We start from the raw sequence: 22,389 nt of genomic DNA, 5'->3' as shown, positions 1-22,389 counted from the left end.
GAAATAGAAAAATCTATTTCATATTTTTTGTGCTTTTTTTAGATGAATTTAAAAAGCGATAAAAAAAACCAAAACTTATACCAGTATATGCCAAAACGGGACTAAAGTCCTGAAAAAATACTATATAAGGTCCTATTTACAAATATTATCACAGAAACTACAATTTATTAAGGAGATACAATATGTGATGAAGTTTATAAGAATTTCATACAAAATAATAATGATTTAACAAGTAGGGGGATAAAGATGAATAACTTAAAAAGATTTATTACAGAAGAAGAAGGAATGGGTACAGTTGAATTGGTGCTAATAATAGTTGTTTTAATAGCCTTAGTATTATTATTTAAGGACGCTATAATTGCATTTGTTAATAAAGTTTTGGGTAGTATCAGTAGTAACGGCGACAAGGTTATGGCTCCTAAGTAAAGGACTATAAAATATTATGATTGAGATTAGTAAAAAAACGAGCAATAAAAAAGGAAGCTTAACAGTTGAAATGGCGTTAGTATTCCCGTTTATATTTGTCTTTGTAATATTTATATGTTTTGCTGCTTCTATGATTTACAATAGGACAACAGCAAATTCAATTGCAAATAAGAACTTAGACAAAGCTGCAATTTACTGGCTTAAAAGTAATATAGATTTTCAAACTGGTGAATATATATCTGCAGATTCAGATATATATTCATCTTTGTATGATTTTAAAGCTGATCAAAAGAAAGAATCCTTAAGCGTAGCCTTAGATAAGGACATCCATTCTTTCTTGTTAGCTAAAAATGTTAAGATAAGCACAAATGTTACAAGTAAAAACTATGTTATTTTTAGAAAGTTAAAAGTTGATGTAAATATTGATTATGGAACTCCTTTTAAAGGTATATTTAAGTTAATAGGAATTAACAAACCGATAGTAGATACATTTCAAATAGATGCAGTGATTAATAATCCAGTAGAGTTTACTAGAAATGTTGATATAGCATTAGAAATATATAAGGAACTATGCTATAGATTGAATAAAGATAATGCACTAGAAGAATTTAAAGGTAAGTTAGATGCAATAAAGGGAACCATCGATAATTTTGACCAGTTTGCAAAGGGGAATTAAGGGATGAAATATGAAAAATAGTAAAGGATCTATAACCATCTACTTAAGTTTAATAATCGTAATTATAATTGTATTTATTGGTGGATTGGTAGATGGGTCAAGAATGAGAACTGCTGATACCCAAGTAAATAGGGCAGTTGATAATGGTACAAAATCTGTACTAGCTTCCTATAATAGAGATTTAAAAGATAAGTATGGACTTTTTGCTTATAGTGGTGATGAATCTAGCATGCAAGACACAGTAACAAGTGTTACTAAGGATAACTTATTGTCTCCTGGAGATGGATATGTTGATCTTTATGATTACAAATTAGATGAATTAAACATAAATATGAAAGGGCCATTAACACAGCCAGAGGTCATTAAAGAACAGATATTACAAAATATGAAATATAGAGCTCCTATAAACTTAATGGAAAATATAATTCAAAAATTAAGTTTATTTAAGGATATGAACAAATACAGTGATGTCCTAAAGAAGAAGGAGAAACTAGACCAAAAGGTTAAGGATATTGATAAGAAGTTTAAATCAGTAGATGAACAAGGAAAAAAGATACAGGATTTAATTAAAAAGATAAAACAGTATGACAACGAAGATAATAGAAAAGATGTTACATATCAATTTTCTGATATAAAGGCTTTCTTACATTTATCTATGATACTAGATGCTGTTGAAAAATATGAAGATAAAAAGCAAGAAGAGAATCCTAAGTATGAACCAATTAATCTAAGTAATTTAAGAAGTATCATTAGTAAGGGAAAAAGAGATTGTAGTAAGCAAATTGAAGAAGATGTTAAACAGCTTAAAGAAGCATTAGAGGAATTTTTAAAGGACTCGAAGGTAGCTAAGGAAGCTGTTGATAATGCTAGAGATGTATATGAACAATATAAATCTAGTTTAGAAAATACTGAGACTAGTGCGAACAAGGGCACAATGACCAATAATGGTTTGGGAGAGAGCGTAGATGCTATAAATGAAGGGTTTAAAAAAGAATCAAAAACTTACGATGCCATATTTGGTGATAAAAACAACTTAGATGAAAATATCAAACGTGCTGAAAACAATAAAGAAGCAATTGATGAAATACAAAAACAAATGGAGAACTATGATAAATTCCGTGGCAGTGATTATAATGAACATGAGGTCGATAGAAATGTCATAGGAGAAATAAAGCAGTTAAGTAGGAAGAATGATTATGCTTCAGTAATTGACTTTTACAATAGTAAAAATAGTATGAGAGATACTAAGAGAAGACTAGATATTCCTAGTGAACTTACAGATATTCAAGATGCTATAAGTAACTCTGTTAATAAGCTACAAGAATTATTAGAAACACCGCCTCAAGAAAAGCCTGAAGATGCTACAGGGAAAAAACAAAAGGCTGGAGAAAACTTAAAGGATAAAAAGGAAGAGAGTGTAGATAATGATCCTAACTTATCAGAAAAAAGTATAGCACAATATTCATCTATATTACCTTCTAAAAATATTAATACTAAAGATTTTATCAAGTTTGATAAAAATAGAGATAGTGCTATTTCTGGAGATGGTAATTCTAATATAGAAAGATCATTAGATGCCATGGATGTCTTAGCAGGAGTGGAAAACGCTCTAGACAGTATTAGGGATAAGGTATATTTAAATGAATATGTAATGACTAGGCTTAAAGATAGAGTTGTAGGTGAATCGCCAGAATTAGCTAAGAACAGAGTTCCTAAGATGGTTGATTTTGATACACAGTTAGATTATGAAATTGAATATATTTTAGCAGGAAATCTTGATGATAAGAGTAATAGTGATAATGTTTGGTGGAAAATCTATGCTTGTAGAGTTTTAGCAAATGCTATATCTATTAGAGGTATAGATGATTGTACTCGAAGAATTAGGGATATGGCGCTATTAACCCAAGCAACTCTGGCGGTATTTGGAATACCTTCTAACTTGACTTTTCTTAAGGCTATATATACAGCAGGATGGGTAGCAGCTGAGAGTAAGGCAGATCTTGATCTTTTAGTAGGAGGTCATAAAGTGCCTTTATATAAGAGAGATTTTAAACATTGGGCAACACAAAATGTTCTAGAAATAGATGAACCAGTTAAACAAACATTTGATTCACCTGAGAGTACAGCAGATAAGTTATTAAGTACAGTGTACAGTGATTATTTAAGACTATTTTTATTATTACAATCTCAAGAAACTACATTAGCTAGAACAGAAGATATAATACAAGTAAATATGAAAAAAGAAAATGAAGATTTTGATTTATCAAAAGCTATGACACAAATTAATGTAACTGGTACAGCAAGTATTAAATATATGTTTTTTAATCTTCCCATGATGTTTGAGGAAAATAGGAAAAGTGGAAGATATGAAATAAAGATTAAAAAGTCATTAAGTTTTTAAGGAGGAATAAAGATGAGAAAGAAAAGAATAATAGCAATAATAATGTCATTAACATTAGCATTTAGTGTAGTAGGGTGTGGTAAAAGTAATAGTGGAAACACATCATCAACAGAAACTACTACAAAAGAAGAAAGCACTTCAGATTCAAAAGATGGATTTAAGAAAATAGAGCCTACACAAAAAAATGTCTTTGACTTAGGTGCAAAGCAGACAAAAGAAATTAAGACCATTTTAGATAAATATGGAGTGAAAACAGCATATAATAGTGAAAAAAATACAAGTGTTCCTATACATATAGCAAAAGATGAAAATGATTGTGCGTATCAAGGAGGAAAAGGTTACACTATTAGTACAACTGGAGATGTGAAGCTTAATGATGGTGGAGAACATGAGTATCAAATACTTTACAATGCATATGAAAGTAAAAAAACAGATGGACCAGAGTATTTATATCAAATCACATTTGACTATCCAACAACAGAACAGTTTAAATTAGATAACTTTAAGATGTTTAAAGAATTAGTACAAGAAGTACAAGGTAGTGATTATGATTTTGCATCATTAGATAAATGGATGTCCGAACATATTAGAAAGATACAATCGGGAGAAAAGGAAGGAGCATCAGCAAGGGATGTAGGTTCATTCCATGAAGGTATAGAAGGTGGAGACAAAAGAGCTGGTAAAAATACAAATATGGTAATATTTAGTTTTTCACTAAGAAAATAATATAAAACTTAATACAGCATTTGATTATATGCAGGTGCTGTATTAAGATGTTTTAACTACTTTACATAAACAAGGGGTAAGGGATGAAAAAGAAAAGGATTTTAGCAATAATAATGTCGTTAACATTAGCATTTAGTGTAGTAGGGTGTGGTAAAAGTAATAGTGGAAACACATCATCAACAGAAACTACTACAAAGGAAGAAAATACTTCGGATTCAAAAGATGAATTTAAGAAAATAGAGCCTACACAAAAAAATGTCTTTGATTTAGGTGGAAAGCAGACAAAAGAGATTAAGGATATTTTGGAAAAGTATGGAGTAAAAACAGAATTTAATAATGAAAATAATACAAGTGTTCCTGTACACGTAGCTAAAGACGAAAATGATTGTTCGCTTCAAGGAGGAAAAGGTTACAATATATCAACAACTGGAGATGTGAAGCTTAATGATGGTGGAGAACATGAGTATCAAATACTTTATAATGCATATGAAAGTAAAAATACATATGGACCACTTTATTTATATCAAATAACAATTGATTATCCAACAACAGAAGAGTTTAAATTAGATAACTTTAAGATGTTTAAAGAATTAGTACAAGAAGTACAAGGTAGCGATTATGATTTTGCCTCGTTAGATAAATGGATGTCAGAACATATTAAGAAGATACAAGCAAAAGAAAAACAAGGGGCATCAGCAAGGGATGTAGGCTCATTTCATGAAGGTATTGAAGGTGGGCGTAAAAGAGCTGGTAAAAACACAAATATGATAATATTTAGTTTTTCACTAAGAAAATAATATAAAACTTAATACAGCATTTGATTATATGAGTGCTGTATTAAGATGTTCTAACTACTTTAGATAAACAAGGGGTAAGGGATGAAAAAGAAAAGGATTTTAGCAATAATAATGTCGTTAACATTAGCATTTAGTGTAGTAGGGTGTGGTAAAAGTAATAGTGGAAACACTTCATCAACAGAAGCTACAACAAAGGAAGATAGTTCTTCTTCAGATTCAAAAGATGGATTTAAAAAGATAGAAAATACAGAAAAAAATGTTCTTGAATTAGGAGCAAAACAAACAAAAGAAATAAAGGCTATACTTGAAAAGTATGGAATAAAGACTGCGTATAATGGAGAACATAATACCAATGTTCCAATACACATTGCAAAGGATGAAAATGATTGTTCTTACGATGCTACTAAAGGGTACAATATATCAACAACTGGCGATGTAAAGATTAATGATGGTGGAGAACATGAATATCAAATACTTCATAATGCATATGTGGATAAGGAAAATAATAATGAAGTACGTTATTTATATCAAATAACAATTGACTATCCAACAACTGAAGAGTTTAAATTAGACAACTTTAAAATGTTTAAAGAATTAGTACAAGAAGTACAAGGTAGTGATTATGATTTTGCTTCATTAGATAAATGGATGTCAGAGCATATTAAGAAGATACAATCAAAGGAAAAACAAGGAGCATCAGCAAGGGACGTAGGTTCATTCCATGAGGGTATAGAAGGCGGAAGTAAAAGAGCTGGTAAAAACACAAATATGATAATATTTAGTTTTTCACTAAGAAAATAATATGAAACTTAATACAGCATTTGATTATATGCAGGTGCTGTATTAAGATGTTTTAACTACTTTACATAAACAAGGGGTAAGGGATGAAAAAGAAAAGGATTTTAGCAATAATAATGTCGTTAACATTAGCATTTAGTGTAGTAGGGTGTGGTAAAAGTAATAGTGGAAACACGTCATCAACAGAAACTACTACAAAGGAAGAAAGCACTTCAGATTCAAAAGATGGATTTAAGAAAATAGAGCCTACACAAAAAAATATTTTTGATTTAGGAGCTAAGCAGACAAAAGAGATTAAGGATATTTTAGAGAAGTATGGAGTTAAGACAGCTTATAATGCAGATAAAAATATGAAAATGCCAGTGCATATAGCTAAAGATGAAAATGATTGTTCACTTGAAGGGGGGAAAGGCTATAGTATAACAACAACTGAAGGTGTAAATCTTAATGATGGTGGAGATCATAGATATTCTATATCTTATAGTGCTTATGAAAGTAAAAATACAGATGGACCACGTTATTTATATCAAATAACAATTGACTATCCAACAACAGAAGAGTTTAAATTGGACAACTTTAAGATGTTTAAAGAATTAGTACAAGAAGTACAAGGTAGTGATTATGATTTTGCCTCATTAGATAAATGGATGTCAGAGCATATTAAGAAGATACAATCGAAAGAAAAACAAGGAGCATCAGCAAGAGACGTAGGTTCATTCCATGAAGGTATAGAAGGTGGAAGCAAAAGAGCTGGCAAAAACACAAATATGATAATATTTAGTTTTTCACTAAGAAAATAATATTAAAATGTTTTAACTACTTTACATAAACTTTACTAAATAAGGTGGAAATGGTGAAAAAGAAAAATATATTAGGGGTATTGCTACTGATTATAGCAACATTTGCAATAGTTAGTTGTAGCAGAGATGAAGCTTATGAATCGGCTTCAAAGAAAAGCACGATAAAAGAAGACAATAATTCGAATTCAAGAATTGGATTCAAATTTGATATAAAGATTAGGTGATTTACGAGGATGTTTAAAAGAAATAAAGGATCTATAACCGTAGAAGCAGCATTAGTAGTGCCAATATTTGCTTTAGCAATGCTTACTTTAGCCTTTATAATGAGGCTTGTATATATTGATGAAACTATGAAAAATTCATTAAGTCATACTGCTAATAATATTAGTGAATATTCATATCTTTATGAAAGATCAGGATTAAAGGATATAGCAAGTTCTGCAAGTACTGCTATGGGGGATTCAGCAGATAAAGTTGAAGAACAAAAAAAGGTAGTTTTAGAAGCACTTTCTAAGTTTAATAAAATACAAACACAAGAAGATGTTCAAATGGGAGATATTGCTGAGATTAATGCACAAATGCAAGGTAATAGTGATTTGGGAAATTTAATGAATACTGTTAAAGATAACCCTGGAAAAGAAGGGATAATGATTTTATGTGCTATAGGTAATTCTTATAAAGATAAAGCTGCAGCAGCAGTTTGTGAGAATATTTCGAAATATTTATTTCTAATGGACTTAGGGAATGATAAGGAATCCTCTGAAGATAAATTAGGTAAGATGAATTTAGTAGATGCTGGTGGCAATAAGGTATCTAATGTAAAGGACGCTTTAAACTTTGAGGGGACAACCTTTAATAACGGTGAAGATATAGTAATTCAAGTTCAGTATAACGTGAAGGTGCCATTTCCTTTAATATCTAAGAAGGTTTTTCACATGAAACATAAAGCTCGTGTAAAGGCTTGGATCGGAGACAAATGAAGTAATAATTCAAGTGAAGGTGGAGATGGCAAATAAACAAAGGAGGTGGGAACATGTCACCATATTTTCTTCCCATAGGAGCATTAATACTATGGCTTTTCTATGGAGTAATAGAAAGTAGTATAAAAGATAAAAAAATTAATTTTAGCGTTTTGAAGAATAAGTTTACATATTTACAGGGTATTATTCTAGTTATTTTAATAGGGGGATTAACTTATTATGAAGAACCTTGTATAAAATTAATTTTTGATAGTATAGTTACATTCTTATTATTTGCTTTAGCATTAGTTGATATTAAAGAAAAGGTAGTATCAAACAAAGTGATAATTATGTTAGCAGTAGTAAGTGTAGCATCAGTATTTGTAATAAACAAAGATAATTTAATAAACGTTGGTATAGCTTTTTTAGTGATATCAATCGTAGTGTTTTTATTAAGTAAATTTACTAATGAAGCATTAGGTTATGGTGATGCAATTTTATTGTCAATATTATCACTATATTATGGCTTAGATGGAATCTTGATGGTTTTATTTTTAGCTTCATTATTTGTAGCTATTATAGGAGTATTTTATTTAATTAAAAGTTTTAAAAATAGAAAAAAAGAAATGCCTTTTGTGCCATTTATTTTAGTAGCGTGTATTTTGGTAAATGTGTTACAGTAGGAGGTTGTTTTGGAGATTTTTATAAAAGGAATTTTAGTGTTATTGGTGGTTATTTGTTTTGTTACAGATGTTAGAAACAATAAGATATATAATGTGGTATTATTGCCTTTTGTTATAGGTGGACTATTATTGAATTTTATATTTGGAGGTTTAGGTAGAGGAGTGGATTCCTTAATTGGAGGGATTATTCCTATAATAGTATTTGCACCGCTGTTTATATTTAAGATGTTTGGAGCAGGTGATATTAAATTATTTTCAACTATAGGATTTTTAATGGGATGGCAATTTTTATTGAATAATATTATATATTCCTTCATAGCAGGGGGAATTGTATCAATAATACTTATATTAATTAGAAAAAATTTTTTGAAAAGAATTAAGTATCTTTTCAGCTTTTTATTTAATTTAATATTGAGTAAAAGCATGGTAGATTATGAAAAAGGGAATGGAAGATTTCCTTTTGCGGTAGCAATATTACTTGGGACTGTTTCCCAGTTAATAATAGTATATAAATTTATATAGAATGTAAAAATTGAGGAGTGTAATTAATGAACGAAGATATGAAAAATAGAAGTACTATGGAAATATTGACTAAGACGATGCCTATGATCATGGTAAGAATGGGAGCAAATATTCTAAAGGGAGTAATAGCATTCTTAGTATTTGGAATATTTTTTGGTATAGGGGCAGCATTGAGAAAAATGACTCATGGTAGATTTGATCCAACAATATTTACTTTTATAGCAGTAATAGCAGTAATGGCAGTGGTATATTTCATAAATCACTGGGTTATGTATTTAATAAAAGCTGGACATGTTTCTGTAATAGCATATTATATGGCTTATGGATGTTTACCTGAGGAAGGACAAGTTGAGTATGCAAAGAGAACTGTTAAAGAAAACTTTATAACAACTAATGTTGGTTTTGGTTTTGATAGTTTAATTAGAGGTGCTACAAATCAAGGGTTGTCTGTTTTAAATAGAGTAGAAGATTTCTTGGATTTTATTCCTGGGATTGGAACATTCATGTGGATCGTAAAGTTCTTTATTAAGACTGTAACAAATTATGTTGATGAAGCAGTAATGGCATATATTTATATAAAGAATGATGAAAGTAATGTATGGAAAAAGACAGCAGATGGAATAGTACTATATGTACAAAACTGGAAAGCTATTTTTAAAGCTAGTGCTAAGGTTGCAATTGGAGTAGTGGCTATAAAAGCATTTATGTTATTTTTAATAATAGGTTTCTTAACTCCACTTATGCATTCAAAAGGATTTTTTATAGGCATAATAGTAGCTATTTTATTATGGGCAATAATATCTGCTACATTTATTGAACCAGTGGTAGTAATTATTATGATTAAGGATTATATCTATGCTAGTTCTCAATCAGAAGTTTCTTATGACTTATATGGACAAATGCAAGACTGTTCAAGCAAGTTTAAAGAAATTGTTTCAAGATCTATATAAAAGTAATTTAGTACAAGTCAAACGCAAAGGTCATTGCGTTTGACTTATTTTTTTTCTATCTTATAATATAGATATTAATTAAAATGAATAGGATGATAAGTAATGAAATATAAAGAGGCTATGAATTATATAAAACAGGTTGGAAACTTTGGATCAAATTATGGATTAGAGAGAACATATAAATTATTAGAACTACTTGGTAATCCACAGAAAGAACTTAAACTTATACATATAGCAGGCACTAATGGAAAAGGGTCTATTACAGCTATGATAACTTCTCTTCTTAGAGGAAAGGGGTATAAGGTAGGTATGTATACTTCACCATATCTAGAGGAATTTGAAGAAAGAATTCAAATAAATGGTGATAATATACCTAAAGAGAGATTAGGATACTTAATGGATAAGATTAAAATTGCTGTAGATAAGGTTATAGAGGAAGGGTTTAGCCATCCTACTGAATTTGAAATAATAACTTGCTTAATGTTTTTGTACTTCTATGAAGAAAATGTTGATTATGGAGTTATAGAGGTAGGTCTTGGAGGAAGGTTAGACTCTACAAATGTTATTATGCCAATAGTAAGTGTAATAGCATCTATTAGTTTTGATCATACTAATCTACTAGGAAATACACTTTCTGAAATAGCTTGTGAAAAAGCAGGGATAATTAAAAGCAATACTCCAGTAGTAACTTATCCTCAGGAAGAAGAAGCTTATATGGCTATTTATAATAAAGCTAAGGAGATGAATTCTACAATTTATAATGTAGACTACAAGGATGGAGTATTAATAGATATATTAGATGAAAATAAAATCTATCAACATGTACAAGTTAATTTTAAAGAACAGACTATTGATTTAAAATTACCATTACTTGGAGCACATCAAATAACTAATCTTTTAGTAGCCCTTAAGGCATATGAAGTGATTTGTAAAAAGGAAAATTTAGAAATAGTAGAAGAAGAAATAAAAAAATCTATAGAGAAGGTTAAATGGATTGGAAGGTTTGAAATAATGTCTAGGAATCCTTTAATAGTAATAGATGGAGCACATAATATCCAAGGTATAAGTCAATTAAGTGTTAATGTAAAAAAGTATTTGAAATATAAAAATATTTATTTGCTTTTAGGAATATTAGCAGATAAACAAGTAGAAGAAATGGTAAAGGTTATAGCACCTATGGCAAGGAAAGTATATGCTCTTACTCCCCATAGTGATAGAGCAGAACTTGCTGTTGATTTGAAAAAGGTTGCTATGAAGTATAATAGCAATTGTGTTGCTATGGAAGGGTATAATGAAGCTTTGACTCTGGCACTCCAGGAAGCTGATAAAGATGATCTGATTCTTGTAAGTGGCTCCCTTTATATGATAGGAGATATGAGAAAAAAAATAAGAGAGATTTGTAATAAAGTATTATAGCATGAAAAAGGAATATTACCATATATATTCTTAAGAATATAAGAATACAAGAATATAAGAATATAAGAATATGCTGAAAAAATGGCGACTAAGAAAAATACTAAAACAAGCTATCAAAATAGAAGTATTAACTTCTTTATGATAGCTTGTTTTAGTATTTATTTATTTTTCCACTCTTTTAAGGCTTTAGCTAATTGGTCAGGACAAGAAGTACCTTTACCTTTACAGTCAATTCCTTCTAACTTATCTATAGCATCATCAACATTCATACCTTTAATTAATGCTGAGATACCCTGTAAATTACCTGAGCAACCTCTAATGAAGTTTACTTCCTTAATTATGTTGTCTTCAACTTCAAAGTTGATTTCTGTGGAACATGTTCCTTTGGTCTTGTAAGTGTACATAATGCACCCTCCTCCATTGTCTAAGTGTAATTATATTATATGCTTATATTGAAAATAAATAAAGTGAAATATTAACTGAAAGTTGTCCCACTAGTTGGGGTTTCACATATATTATAAGTACAAAAGGTTTTTCTAAAGGGGGTTAAAAAGATGAAATATATTTTTGTATGTAATACAGCTGGTGATACATTAAGTAAAATTAACTTGAAGGATTATTCAGTTGAAAGTCTACCCTTAGAATTAGGAGAAAAGCCTGTTGGACCTCATGGAATTGATTATTATAACGGAAATATTATAACTACAAATAATTATAGCAATAGTATTTCTATTTTTAGTTTAATGGCTAATAAAGAAATAAAGAATATTCACGTAGGTGCTCATCCAAATGATGTAAAGGTATTTAAGGACAAGGCTTATGTGCTTTGTGGCGAATCTAATTCATTGGTTGTAGTAGATTTAAATAAGGAAAGTATGATATGTGAGGTATTTCTTGGAGCTAGAGCATTTCCACACAGTATAGAAATTTATCCAGAAAAAGATATTGCATATATAAGTAATATGGAAGGACACTCTATAACTGTCATAGATTGCTTAAAGAATAGGGCCATAGATAATATAAAAGCACCAGAGTATCCAACAAAGATTTTACTATCTAAGGATAAGAAAAAGTTATACCTTTGTGAAAGTTATCTCGGAATGGACATAGATGGATATATATCTGTAATATCTACAGATAGCAATGAAATAGTTAAACGTATAAAAGTAGGTGGAAGTCCTGTTGATATTTTTGAAGAGGATGAAAGATTATATATTACAAATTTTTCTGAGGGATATTTAAGTATAGTAGATTTAAAAAAAGAGAGAGAAATTAAAAAAATTTTTGTAGGTGGAATGCCTAGAGGGATTATAAAATATAAAGAAGATATTTTTATTGGGAATAATATGAATGGAAAAGTTATAAAACTTAATTTAAAGGAAAGAATAATTAAAACCATAACAGTAGGCAAAGAGCCTAATGCTATGATTCTTGTTGATTATCCTCAGAAAACAGTAGATTAATAATTTTATTATATAAATCAGATGGGTTCTCTTGCCACTTTGAGCAAAGAGAGACAGCTTGTTTTCTTGTAGGAACGGATAATTTTAACTCCATAAGTGTTAAATTATCTTCAAGAGCTTTAAGATCAACTAAAAAACTATCATTTTTTGCTATAGTATAATCACTTTGAATAGTTAATTCTTTTTTTATCAAATCAATCTTATCTTTTATATAATTATCGAATATAGCTATTTTTGAAGGAGAAAGTCTGTCATTAAACAAGGATAGAACATTTTCTCCTTTTTCGGTTAAAATTAAAAGTTTTTTTTCGTTTATATTTTTATAAGATATAAACTTAGATAGTTCAAGCTCACTAATATATTGTTGTAAGGTGAAATAATTTATGAAATTATTTTCAAGAACTATTTCAGTAAGTTGTGTATTAGAAATTGGTGTTTTTAATTCACTTAAAATATATAAAAGTAATAATTTGTTTTCCGCAAGTTCTGCCGAATTTTCAAACATATAACAACCTCCATCTCCTGTGAAAGTATACGAAATTATTATATCATAAAAAGTTGATAAGTGAATATAAATTTAAATATAGAAATAGTAGGAGTCTTAGAGGTGAAATGGAGATGGATTAAGACAATTTTATCTATATTGTTAATATTTGTTTTAATAGGGGCATCATATTTATTCCAAAATGCAAACAAAAAGGTTTCAAGTGAAGTATGTGAACTTCCTATATATTCAGTAAATAAAGAAGAAAAAGTTATAGCTATAAGCTTTGATATAAATTGGGCTGAGAAGGATTACCTTAATAGCATATTAGATATTTTGGATAAATATAATGTAAAAGCAACATTTTTTATAATGGGAGGTTGGGTAAATTATAGTGAGGAAAACTTAACAAAACTAAAGTTAATTCATGAAAGGGGTCATGAAATCGGAAATCATAGTTATAAACATCCAATGTTTAGTAGTATTTCAGAAGCAAGGATGTTAGAAGAACTTAAGAAAACAAGTGAAACTATTGAAAATGCTATAGGTGAAAAGCCAAAACTTTTTAGATTTCCTAGTGGAGATTACAATAAAAAAGCATGTAGAACCGTTTGGTCAGCAGGATATATACCGATTCAATGGGATACAGATTCGGTTGATTGGAGGGAACAGGGAGTTGATGTTGAATATAATAAGGTTAAAAAAAATGTAAAATCAGGATCTATCGTACTTTTTCATAATAATGCTAAATATACTCCTCAAAATCTAGATAGGATTATTAGAGAATTAAAAAGTGAGGGGTATTCTTTTGAAACTGTAGGACGGTTAATTCTATATGAAAATTATTATATAGACGAAAATGGTATCCAATATAGAAAATAATTTCAAATTATATTGAAAACTAATGTTAAAATGTATTATAATGGAAATATGTACTTGTGGGGGTCTTCTTTATTTTGAATTAAGTTATTACCAAGGGAGAGAGGGGTTACAAATGGATAATTTAATGTTAAATAACAAAATATATCTTGAAGGAAAGATAGCATCTGAACTTGAGTTCAGTCATGAAATGTATGGGGAAGGATTTTATAGCTTCAATATTGAGGTTATGAGATTAAGTGATTCAGTAGATTTGTTAAATATTACTGTTTCTGAAAGGTTATTAAGTGAATTAGATTTAACTATTGGAAATGAAGTTATAGTAGAGGGACAACTAAGATCATATAACAAGTTTATGGATGGATCTAATAAACTTATATTAACAGTTTTTGCTAGAAACATAGAACCATGCATTGAAAGAAGTAAGAATCCAAATGAAATTTACTTAGATGGATTTATATGTAAGGAACCTGTATACAGGACAACCCCATTTGGAAGGGAGATAGCTGATGTGTTATTAGCAGTAAATAGAGCATATAATAAGTCGGACTATATTCCAACTATTGCGTGGGGAAGAAATTCTAGATTTTGTCAGACTTTAAGTGTTGGAGATAATATAAGAGTTTGGGGAAGGCTTCAAAGCAGAGAATATCAAAAGAAGATTTCCGAAACTGAAGCAATTAAAAAGATTGCTTATGAAGTGTCTATTTCTAAAATGGAGAAAGTTTCAAAAGAGGATTCAGCGTCACAAGATGAAGCTGGAGCAGTGTAGAATTTGCTATTATATAAATTAAATTAAACTAAACAAAATGAAGTATATAAACCACATAAGAATAAATTAATTAATTTTTAAAAGCAGCTTTTATAGCTGCTTTTTATGTATCAATCTCTTAAATCTTTTAGTTGTTCAGTTTTGCGACGTGTTTCAATATCAACTTTTTTAATAATTTTGGCAGGGACACCTGCTACTAAAATTCCTGGAGGGACGTTTTTAGTTACAACAGCACCTGCTGCTACAACAGCGCCATAACCTATGGTTACTCCTTCTAGTATAACGGCATTAGCACCTATCATAACATCATCACATATAATACAAGGAGAAAGACTAGGTGGTTCAAGAACACCTGCTATAACAGCGCCAGCACCTACATGGACACGTTTGCCTATTTTTCCTCTGGCACCAATGACAGCATTCATATCTATCATTGCCCCTTCGCCTATTTCTGCACCTATATTAATTACGGCTCCCATCATGATTACAGCATTACGACCAATTTTTACGAAATTTCTAATAATTGCCCCTGGCTCAATTCTAGCATCTAATTCTAGTAAATCTAACATGGGTATAGCTGAATTCCTTCTATCATTTTCTATACGAAAGTGTCTAATTAAGTGTTTATTATTTAAAATAATAGGTGTTATTATATTACATTCTCCTATCAAAATATAAAATCCTTTTGAGCCATACCATTCGGTATGGCTTAAGTCAGCATTGCTTAAATCACCATTCACGTAAACTTTAACTGGAGTTGTCTTTTTAGATTCTTTTATATATCTTGCAATTTCAAAAGGATCGGATAAATTACAATTCATAATATGGACCTCCATAATCACTTCTCTATATATAATTATGTTTGTCTTATGAAAATTTGCAAAAAATCGAAGAAATAATTAAATAAATAAGAGCTGCCTATATATAGACAGCTTTTTATTAATTGATATGATCACTTTGAAAGCCTTCAGTCTTAATAGATTGTCTTTTATCATTTCTATTATGATTTTTAGCTTCCTCATCTGTAAGTGGTGTTTGATGGTTGCACTTTTCCATTCGTGCCTTTTTATTATCAGGTTGACTATCCTTTGTCATATTAGTATACCCTCCTTAATGTAATCTATAAAATAGTATTTACAATTAAAAAGAAGATATTCTATGAATTTTATAATCCTATAACATCATCCATATTATAAAGACCAGGATTTGTTATAGTGCTCATGTATTCGCAAGCTTTAAGTGCACCTACTGCAAAAACTTCTCTTGAAATTGCTTTATGAGTTAACTCGATAACTTCGCCAGTACCAGCAAATATAACATCGTGGTCACCAACTATAGAGCCTCCTCTTACAGCATGTATACCTATTTCGTTTTGTGCTCTTTTAGAATTTCCTTCTCTTCCATAAACATATTCTGTTTTATCAGTTAGCGAATTTTTTATAGTATCAGCTAGAAGGATAGCAGTACCGCTTGGAGCATCAACTTTTTGGTTGTGATGTTTTTCTACGATTTCTATATCATAGTTTCCATATAGCAAAGGTGCTACCTTTTTTAAAAGAGAATTTATTAAATTTATGCCAAGAGACATATTAGCTGATCTAAATAGAGGTAGTGATTTGCTTCTTTTATCAATTAAGTCTAAGTCCTCATTTGAAAATCCTGTTGAGCATATTACTAAAGGTTTTTTAGTTTTTTCGGTTAAGTCTAAAATGTCGTTTAAGGCATCAGCTCTTGAAAAGTCTAAAAGAACATCGTAGTCTATATTGACAGCTTTAGTGCTTTCAAATATAGGATAACCAAGTTCAGCAGGGTATTTATCTATACCAGCAACTATTTGTAAATTATCGAATTGTTTAGCGGTTTCAGTTATCATTTTGCCCATTTTTCCTGAGCATCCGTTTAAAATTATTTTAATCATATGTCTCTCCTTATATTAATTTGTATTTTTTTAAAGTATTTTTTAACATTTCTTTATTACTAGGATTCATGTCATAAAGAGGCAACCTTAATGGACCTACTTCTTTTCCCATCATGTTAAGAGCAATTTTTACGGGGATAGGATTTGTTTCTAAGAATAAAGCATTAGACAATTCAAGATTATCTAATTGAAAAGTTAAAGCTTCTTTGAGATTTCCTTCTAAATAAGCTTTAGTCATTTTATGGACATCATTTGGGATAACATTAGCTAGTACTGAGATTACCCCTTTGCCACCAAGGGACATAATAGGTATAATTTGATCATCATTACCAGAATAGATATCTATAGAATCCTTACAAAGTGCTTTCATATTAGCTATTTGACTTATATTACCACTAGCTTCCTTAATTGCTACTATATTAGAAAGCTTTGAGATCTCTAATAAGTTATTAGGAGTAATATTTAGACCTGTTCTACTAGGAACATTATAAAGAATTATTGGAATATTTACAGCGTTATTAATAGCTTCAAAATGTTTAAATAAACCAATAGAATTTGTTTTATTGTAATAAGGTGTTATTACCAGTAGAGCGTCTACGCCTACGCTTTCAGCGTATTTACTCATTTCTATAGCAGCAAGTGTATTATTTGAACCTGTACCGGCTATTACTGGAATTCTCTTGTTTATAACTTCAACTGTAAATTTAATTGTTTCTCTTTTTTCTTCTAGTGTCATGGTAGTTGCTTCGCCTGTAGTTCCACAGATAATTATAGCATCTGTACCTTCTTCAACATGCCAGTTTAATAATTCTTTTAATTTTTTATAATCTACTCCATTTTCAGTAAAGGGAGTAATTATAGCTACACCAGAACCTTCAAATATTGACATTTAGAATCCTCCATTCTATTTGAGTTTTATATAATTAGTTTAGCCATGCATATAAAGCATGGTTTTCCTGTAATCTGTAAAGTTATTAGAATAAATATCTTAGCCTAATTTTATGTGTGAAATTGATGATGATTATACAACTTTAAGAGTATCAGGAAATATTTATTCTCTACGATTATAATATACATTATAATCTTTTCTGGTACTTAGTAAATTAAAAATATAAGCAATATGAAATTTCTAAGTTAAAGGTTCATATTTCATGTCATTATGTAAAATAACAGGAACCTTCTTTTATATATTATCAAATATTTTATATACATAATAAATATAGATAAATATAGTTTAAATATCAAGAGATAAGATGAATATTTTTTTGATGTGATTAATTTGTAGCATATATTGAAACGCTAATGGTAATAATAGACTTGTAAGGATAGAAGGAGGGGAAGAATGTGGGTAATACACCGCTAAAAAAGATTATTAAGGCAAAAATTAAAGGTAATAAGCAATTAACAAAAGAAGAAATGCTTAGAGAAAAAATCAAATATGAAATTGCAGAAGAACTTGGACTAAGAGATAAAGTAGATGCTCTAGGATGGAGTGGACTTACTGCAGAGGAAACAGGAAGAATAGGTGGGATAATGACTAGAAGAAAAAAAGAACTTCATATACCAACAAATAATGAAATCCTTGGCAGAAAATGAATTGACTAAAGTTAATATAAGCTTTAATATAATTTAGAGTAATTATTTAATAATGGGGGAAAGTTATGGCATATGAGGAATTTGCAAAAGTTTATGATCAATTGATAAATGAAGATGTGAATTATGATCACATTGCTGACAGGTTAAAAGATCTTATGGAAAAACATAATGTAAAACATGAAGATTATTTAGACTTGGCATGTGGTACAGGTAATGTAGCAATTAGAATGGCTAAAGAATTTAAAAATACCTATGCTGTAGATTTATCAGAAGATATGTTAAGAGAATCATATGATAAATTTAAAGAAAATAGGATTAAAGGTAAGATAATATGCCAAGATATGACAGCGTTATCCTTGAATCATAAATTTGATGTGATAAGTTGTGTTTTAGATTCAACTAATTACATAATAGATAGTGAAGATTTAGAAAAGTATTTTAAAGGTGTGTACGATCATTTGAAAGATGATGGTGTTTTTTTCTTTGATATAAATTCATATTATAAATTAACTAATATTCTTGGTAATAACATTTATATATATAATGAAGAAAAAGTGTTTTATTCTTGGGAAAATGTTTTAGAAGATGATATAGTTAGTATGTTTTTAACCTTTTTTGTTAAGGATGGAGATTTATATGAGAAATTTGAAGAAGAGCATTTTGAAAGAGCATACAAAGAAGAATTTATAGAAGAAATACTTGAAAGATGTGAATTTAGAGTTTTAGGTAAATTTAATGGCTATTATGATGAAGCTGTCAGTGATGAGAGTGAAAGAGTTTTATATGTTGTAGGTAAGAAAGCGGAGGTATAATTATGAAAGACAAAATAGTAAGAGGAACAGCAAAAGATGGTATGATTAGAGTAATAGGGGGAATAACTACAGAACTAGTGAGTGATGGAACAAGTGTGCATGAGTGTACACCTTTAGCAGCTGCAGCACTTGGAAGAATGCTGACAGCAGGAGCATTAATAGGAACAACTTTGAAGTCTGAAAAAGAAGTAGTTACATTAAAAATCAATGGATCTGGAGAAGCTAAGGGAATAACAGTAACAGCTCATTCGGATGCTTCTGTTAAAGGTTTTATTGGAAATCCATTTATAGAGTTGCCTCTTAATAGTAAAGGAAAGTTAGATGTAGGGGGAGCAGTTGGAACAAAAGGTATATTATATGTAATAAAAGATTTAGGTCTTAAAGATCCGTATGTTGGACAAGTGCCAATTCAATCAGGTGAAATTGCAGAAGATCTTACTTACTATTTTACTGTTTCAGAACAAACACCATCAGCAGTTTCTTTAGGGGTATTAGTTGACAAAGATTTATCTATTAAAGCTGCTGGAGGGTTTATAATTCAGATGATGCCAGGTGCGGATCCGTTGCTTGCAGATATATTAATGTATAGGCTAGAAGAAATACCTTCAATAACTACAATGATTGATGAAGGAAAAACTATAGAAGAGATATTAGAATATGTTTTTGATGGAATGGATTTGAAACTTGAAGATGCAAATGAGCCCAAATATTTTTGTGATTGTTCAAGAGAGAGAATTGAAAAAGCATTAATTAGTATAGGGGAAAAAGACTTACAAGAAATTTATGATGATGGCAAAGAAGAAGAAGTAGTATGTCACTTTTGTAATAAAAAATACAAATTTACCAATTATGACATAGGAGATCTTTTGGAAAAAGCTAAAAAGTAAAATGGCAATAAGCAAATATACTAGAAAGACCATAGAGATTTTAATTTCTATGGTCTTTTTAGTATATATTAATTTTTTTATCAATAAATATGTAGTAAAATAGAGACATTAGACAATTATTTTACAAATAATGAAAAATACTGTAGAATACTGTTTAGAGATATGATGAAAAATGCAATAATTTTAATTTATAACTACATGGAAAAAGAAAAAGCCAATTCTTTAGTAAAATTTGACTGTAAATATAGTATTATGTATAATATACATATAGTAGTGTGGGGAGGTAATTTAATACTAATATGAAGGAAAGAGCAAAGAGAAATAGCATTCCGGAATTGATAAGCGAAAAGATAGTGGAGATAGTTGGACAAAATAGAGAGATAACCGAATTAGACAAAAAAAAGTTGGTTTACTATATATACGTACTATATGTAAATATAACGAAAATGGTTATCATACTTGCAATAGCTTGCTTATTAAATATCTTTAAAGAAGTATTTATTATATGGGCATTTTTTGCTATACAACGTAAGTTTGCATTTGGAATACATTCTTCAAATAGTATTAGTTGTACTATTGTATCGATTCTAATATTTATTGGAGGTGGATTGGTAAATAAATATTTTACCTTACCAATATATATAGTTTATCTAATTTATGCTATGGTCTTATTAGCTTATATTATTTATGCTCCAGCGGATACAGAATCAAGACCATTAGTTGGGAAGAAGCTAAGAAAAAAATTTAAAATTAAAACTATTGTAACTTTTACTTTTTTGTTTGCTTTAGTAATGATTTTAAATTCTCATCAAATTAAGACTCTATTTGCTATTTCTGCTTTAGCAGAGACAATTAGTATATTACCTATAACATATAAAGTTTTTAAGAGGAGGTACAATAATTATGAGTATTTTAAAAAAGGTAGGAAATAAGGTTGCAGAGGGTATGTATGATGCTGCAATGTCACAATTTGAAAAAAAGGCTGATAACATTGATTGTTTATTCTTTGTTTATTATGAGCCAGAATTTATGCAAGAATTAATACAAGAAGAAGAGTAGGCAAAGAATGGAACTCGCAAATTTTATAGTACACAAATGGATAGGTAGAATAAAATGATAATTCTAGGTGGGATAATAACTTTTATCACTGTAATTTTGTCAATAAAGGAATTAGGCTTAGTTAAGTTTTCAAAGAGAAAGTTATGGATTAAAATTTGTGTTTTAGGAGGAGTCAGCATTGCTATTGCATTAGAATTAAGTCGATTTTCAAATATAGTTCTATGGTTAGCGGTGCTACTTTTTTTAATATATGAAAGGAACAGCATTTTAATCAGTCTCGTATCAGAAGTTATTGCATTATTTATAATGTTTATTCTTGATTTGTTAGTTTCGCCAATTTTTATTGATATTATTGATGAAAAAGTTACAATGGGCAACAATAAACTTATTATTTCAAGAATAATAATTTTCTTGTTATCAATATTAACTAGTAAAGTAATCCGTAATGGGTTTAAGTTTTTAGAAAAGAAGCTTAAGAAATTTGGAATGACAAAGGAAATAATTCTTAAAAATAAGTTAATGGTTGCTTTTAGCTGCGCTATTGTTTTACTTATGTTTTCAGTAAATTGTTATATAATGAAAGAGACGAATGATAAAGTCGATTTTATTTATTTAGGAATTGTAATATCAATAAGTTATTGTATTGTTGGTATTATAATAACGTTTATTGGATATAAAAACATAAAAAGTGAAATAGCAGCTGAAACTCGAGAAAGGCAATTAAAAGATCTTACAGAATATAATGAAAATTTAGAGATGTTATATAATGATATGAGAAAGTTTAGACATGATTATATAAATATATTATCATCAATGGCAGCTTACATAGAAGAAGAAGATCTAAATGGATTAAAATGTTATTTTCGGGATAGAATTGTACCTTTAGGTACAGAAATAAACGAAAAAAATTCTAAAGTTGGATTGCTTCATAATATTATGATTAAAGAAATTAAAGGGGTAATTTTAACTAAAGTGATAAGAGCACAAGAGCTTGGGGTAAATGTAGATATAGATGTTGCTGAAAAAATAGAGAAAGTTAATTTTGATGTAATAGATTTAAGTATATGTATTGGAATTCTATTAGATAATGCAATTGAATCTGCAGTTGCATGCAATGATGGAAAAATAAAAATAGGATTTATTAATAGAAGTGGTTCTCTGATGATTGTTATAATTAATTCCTTTGAATGTAGTGTTCCACCAATACATAAACTTTATGAAAAAGGATTCTCTACTAAAGGGGAAAATAGAGGTATAGGGCTAAGTAATCTTAGAGAAATATTATCAAAATATTCACATGCTACTCTTGATACCATAATAGAGGAAGGCGAGTTTAGACAAATTCTAGAGATATATTAGAAAGGT

At 29.3% G+C, this 22,389-nt stretch carries 28 protein-coding genes; 22 read left to right on the top strand and 6 right to left on the bottom strand.

Annotated features, from left to right (window positions below):
• The first annotated feature begins 246 nt into the window (after window positions 1-246).
• From H9661_RS02070 to H9661_RS02010, 13 genes are all read left to right on the top strand, one after another.
• A complete protein-coding gene (locus H9661_RS02070; RefSeq protein ID WP_191767584.1) occupies window positions 247-426 on the top strand; it encodes a Flp1 family type IVb pilin in 180 nt (59 codons plus the stop codon).
• A gap of 16 nt (window positions 427-442) precedes the next feature.
• The gene (locus H9661_RS02065; protein ID WP_191767583.1) at window positions 443-1,102 is read left to right on the top strand and encodes a TadE/TadG family type IV pilus assembly protein; all 660 of its coding nucleotides are present in this window, start codon (window positions 443-445) and stop codon (window positions 1,100-1,102) included.
• Window positions 1,103-1,112: 10 nt separating this feature from the next.
• Window positions 1,113-3,503 carry a DUF5702 domain-containing protein gene (locus H9661_RS02060; protein ID WP_191767582.1) on the top strand — a complete coding sequence of 797 codons (2,391 nt, stop codon included), beginning with the start codon at window positions 1,113-1,115 and terminating at the stop codon, window positions 3,501-3,503.
• A gap of 12 nt (window positions 3,504-3,515) precedes the next feature.
• The gene (locus H9661_RS02055) at window positions 3,516-4,229 is read left to right on the top strand and encodes a hypothetical protein (protein WP_191767581.1); all 714 of its coding nucleotides are present in this window, start codon (window positions 3,516-3,518) and stop codon (window positions 4,227-4,229) included.
• 83 nt (window positions 4,230-4,312) lie between these two features.
• The gene (locus tag H9661_RS02050) at window positions 4,313-5,026 is read left to right on the top strand and encodes a hypothetical protein (protein ID WP_191767580.1); all 714 of its coding nucleotides are present in this window, start codon (window positions 4,313-4,315) and stop codon (window positions 5,024-5,026) included.
• A gap of 81 nt (window positions 5,027-5,107) precedes the next feature.
• Window positions 5,108-5,827 (top strand): hypothetical protein, encoded by a 720-nt coding sequence (locus H9661_RS02045; protein ID WP_191767579.1) that lies wholly within the window; start codon window positions 5,108-5,110, stop codon window positions 5,825-5,827.
• Window positions 5,828-5,910: 83 nt separating this feature from the next.
• The gene (locus H9661_RS02040; protein WP_191767578.1) at window positions 5,911-6,624 is read left to right on the top strand and encodes a thioredoxin domain-containing protein; all 714 of its coding nucleotides are present in this window, start codon (window positions 5,911-5,913) and stop codon (window positions 6,622-6,624) included.
• Between the two features lie 53 nt (window positions 6,625-6,677).
• Window positions 6,678-6,848, top strand: a complete 171-nt coding sequence (locus tag H9661_RS02035) for a hypothetical protein (RefSeq protein WP_185966682.1) — start codon at window positions 6,678-6,680, stop codon at window positions 6,846-6,848.
• A 9-nt stretch (window positions 6,849-6,857) separates the two neighbouring features.
• Complete coding sequence (locus H9661_RS02030; RefSeq protein WP_191767577.1) at window positions 6,858-7,604, top strand: TadE/TadG family type IV pilus assembly protein; 747 nt, start codon at window positions 6,858-6,860, stop codon at window positions 7,602-7,604.
• 53 nt (window positions 7,605-7,657) lie between these two features.
• Window positions 7,658-8,266 (top strand): prepilin peptidase, encoded by a 609-nt coding sequence (locus tag H9661_RS02025; protein WP_191767576.1) that lies wholly within the window; start codon window positions 7,658-7,660, stop codon window positions 8,264-8,266.
• Between the two features lie 9 nt (window positions 8,267-8,275).
• A complete protein-coding gene (locus H9661_RS02020; protein WP_191767575.1) occupies window positions 8,276-8,788 on the top strand; it encodes an A24 family peptidase in 513 nt (170 codons plus the stop codon).
• A 26-nt stretch (window positions 8,789-8,814) separates the two neighbouring features.
• The gene (locus tag H9661_RS02015; protein WP_143314587.1) at window positions 8,815-9,738 is read left to right on the top strand and encodes a hypothetical protein; all 924 of its coding nucleotides are present in this window, start codon (window positions 8,815-8,817) and stop codon (window positions 9,736-9,738) included.
• 102 nt (window positions 9,739-9,840) lie between these two features.
• Window positions 9,841-11,154 carry a bifunctional folylpolyglutamate synthase/dihydrofolate synthase gene (locus H9661_RS02010; RefSeq protein WP_191767574.1) on the top strand — a complete coding sequence of 438 codons (1,314 nt, stop codon included), beginning with the start codon at window positions 9,841-9,843 and terminating at the stop codon, window positions 11,152-11,154.
• 158 nt (window positions 11,155-11,312) lie between these two features.
• Here H9661_RS02010 and H9661_RS02005 read toward each other — a convergent pair whose 3' ends face one another.
• Window positions 11,313-11,558: a TIGR03905 family TSCPD domain-containing protein gene (locus H9661_RS02005; RefSeq protein WP_143314585.1), complete on the bottom strand. Its 246-nt coding sequence runs from the start codon at window positions 11,556-11,558 to the stop codon at window positions 11,313-11,315.
• A gap of 150 nt (window positions 11,559-11,708) precedes the next feature.
• On the opposite strand from H9661_RS02005, the gene H9661_RS02000 reads away from it, so the two are divergent.
• Window positions 11,709-12,617 carry a YncE family protein gene (locus tag H9661_RS02000; protein ID WP_143314584.1) on the top strand — a complete coding sequence of 303 codons (909 nt, stop codon included), beginning with the start codon at window positions 11,709-11,711 and terminating at the stop codon, window positions 12,615-12,617.
• Here the strand turns inward: H9661_RS02000 and H9661_RS01995 are convergent.
• The gene (locus tag H9661_RS01995) at window positions 12,577-13,122 is read right to left on the bottom strand and encodes a DUF4364 family protein (protein WP_143314583.1); all 546 of its coding nucleotides are present in this window, start codon (window positions 13,120-13,122) and stop codon (window positions 12,577-12,579) included. The genes H9661_RS02000 and H9661_RS01995 overlap by 41 nt on opposite strands.
• Window positions 13,123-13,224: 102 nt before the next feature.
• On the opposite strand from H9661_RS01995, the gene H9661_RS01990 reads away from it, so the two are divergent.
• Together H9661_RS01990 and H9661_RS01985 are read left to right on the top strand one after the other, a co-directional pair.
• Complete coding sequence (locus tag H9661_RS01990; RefSeq protein WP_143314582.1) at window positions 13,225-13,983, top strand: polysaccharide deacetylase family protein; 759 nt, start codon at window positions 13,225-13,227, stop codon at window positions 13,981-13,983.
• A 112-nt stretch (window positions 13,984-14,095) separates the two neighbouring features.
• Window positions 14,096-14,752, top strand: a complete 657-nt coding sequence (locus tag H9661_RS01985; RefSeq protein ID WP_143314581.1) for a single-stranded DNA-binding protein — start codon at window positions 14,096-14,098, stop codon at window positions 14,750-14,752.
• Between the two features lie 110 nt (window positions 14,753-14,862).
• Here the strand turns inward: H9661_RS01985 and dapD are convergent, their stop codons facing one another.
• The 4 genes from dapD to dapA all read right to left on the bottom strand — a co-directional run bounded on the left by dapD (window position 14,863) and on the right by dapA (window position 17,559).
• Complete coding sequence (gene dapD, locus H9661_RS01980) at window positions 14,863-15,573, bottom strand: 2,3,4,5-tetrahydropyridine-2,6-dicarboxylate N-acetyltransferase (protein ID WP_143314580.1); 711 nt, start codon at window positions 15,571-15,573, stop codon at window positions 14,863-14,865.
• Between the two features lie 118 nt (window positions 15,574-15,691).
• On the bottom strand, window positions 15,692-15,847 hold the full coding sequence (locus H9661_RS01975; RefSeq protein WP_185966681.1) for a hypothetical protein: 156 nt from the start codon (window positions 15,845-15,847) through the stop codon (window positions 15,692-15,694).
• 70 nt (window positions 15,848-15,917) lie between these two features.
• Window positions 15,918-16,670, bottom strand: coding sequence for a 4-hydroxy-tetrahydrodipicolinate reductase (gene dapB / locus H9661_RS01970; RefSeq protein WP_143314579.1), 753 nt, complete (start codon window positions 16,668-16,670; stop codon window positions 15,918-15,920).
• A gap of 10 nt (window positions 16,671-16,680) precedes the next feature.
• Window positions 16,681-17,559, bottom strand: coding sequence for a 4-hydroxy-tetrahydrodipicolinate synthase (dapA, locus tag H9661_RS01965; RefSeq protein ID WP_191767573.1), 879 nt, complete (start codon window positions 17,557-17,559; stop codon window positions 16,681-16,683).
• Window positions 17,560-18,014: 455 nt separating this feature from the next.
• Between dapA and H9661_RS01960 the strand changes: the two genes are divergently transcribed.
• The 6 genes from H9661_RS01960 to H9661_RS01935 all read left to right on the top strand — a co-directional run bounded on the left by H9661_RS01960 (window position 18,015) and on the right by H9661_RS01935 (window position 22,383).
• Window positions 18,015-18,266, top strand: a complete 252-nt coding sequence (locus H9661_RS01960) for an alpha/beta-type small acid-soluble spore protein (RefSeq protein WP_143314577.1) — start codon at window positions 18,015-18,017, stop codon at window positions 18,264-18,266.
• Between the two features lie 65 nt (window positions 18,267-18,331).
• Window positions 18,332-19,078: a class I SAM-dependent DNA methyltransferase gene (locus tag H9661_RS01955; RefSeq protein WP_191767572.1), complete on the top strand. Its 747-nt coding sequence runs from the start codon at window positions 18,332-18,334 to the stop codon at window positions 19,076-19,078.
• Window positions 19,079-19,080: 2 nt separating this feature from the next.
• On the top strand, window positions 19,081-19,965 hold the full coding sequence (gene hslO, locus H9661_RS01950; RefSeq protein ID WP_143314575.1) for an Hsp33 family molecular chaperone HslO: 885 nt from the start codon (window positions 19,081-19,083) through the stop codon (window positions 19,963-19,965).
• Between the two features lie 299 nt (window positions 19,966-20,264).
• The gene (locus H9661_RS01945) at window positions 20,265-20,897 is read left to right on the top strand and encodes an accessory gene regulator B family protein (RefSeq protein ID WP_143314574.1); all 633 of its coding nucleotides are present in this window, start codon (window positions 20,265-20,267) and stop codon (window positions 20,895-20,897) included.
• Window positions 20,869-21,024, top strand: coding sequence for a hypothetical protein (locus H9661_RS01940; protein WP_185966680.1), 156 nt, complete (start codon window positions 20,869-20,871; stop codon window positions 21,022-21,024). Before H9661_RS01945 ends, H9661_RS01940 begins: the two co-directional genes overlap by 29 nt.
• 54 nt (window positions 21,025-21,078) lie before the next feature.
• Window positions 21,079-22,383 carry a sensor histidine kinase gene (locus H9661_RS01935; protein ID WP_191767571.1) on the top strand — a complete coding sequence of 435 codons (1,305 nt, stop codon included), beginning with the start codon at window positions 21,079-21,081 and terminating at the stop codon, window positions 22,381-22,383.
• Window positions 22,384-22,389: the final 6 nt, after the last annotated feature.

The organism is Clostridium cibarium, from assembly GCF_014836335.1.
In the GTDB taxonomy this organism is placed as follows: Bacteria; Bacillota; Clostridia; order Clostridiales; family Clostridiaceae; genus Clostridium; species Clostridium cibarium.
Note: the sequence above shows the minus strand (reverse complement) of the source record. Positions and strands in the feature narration are given on the sequence as shown.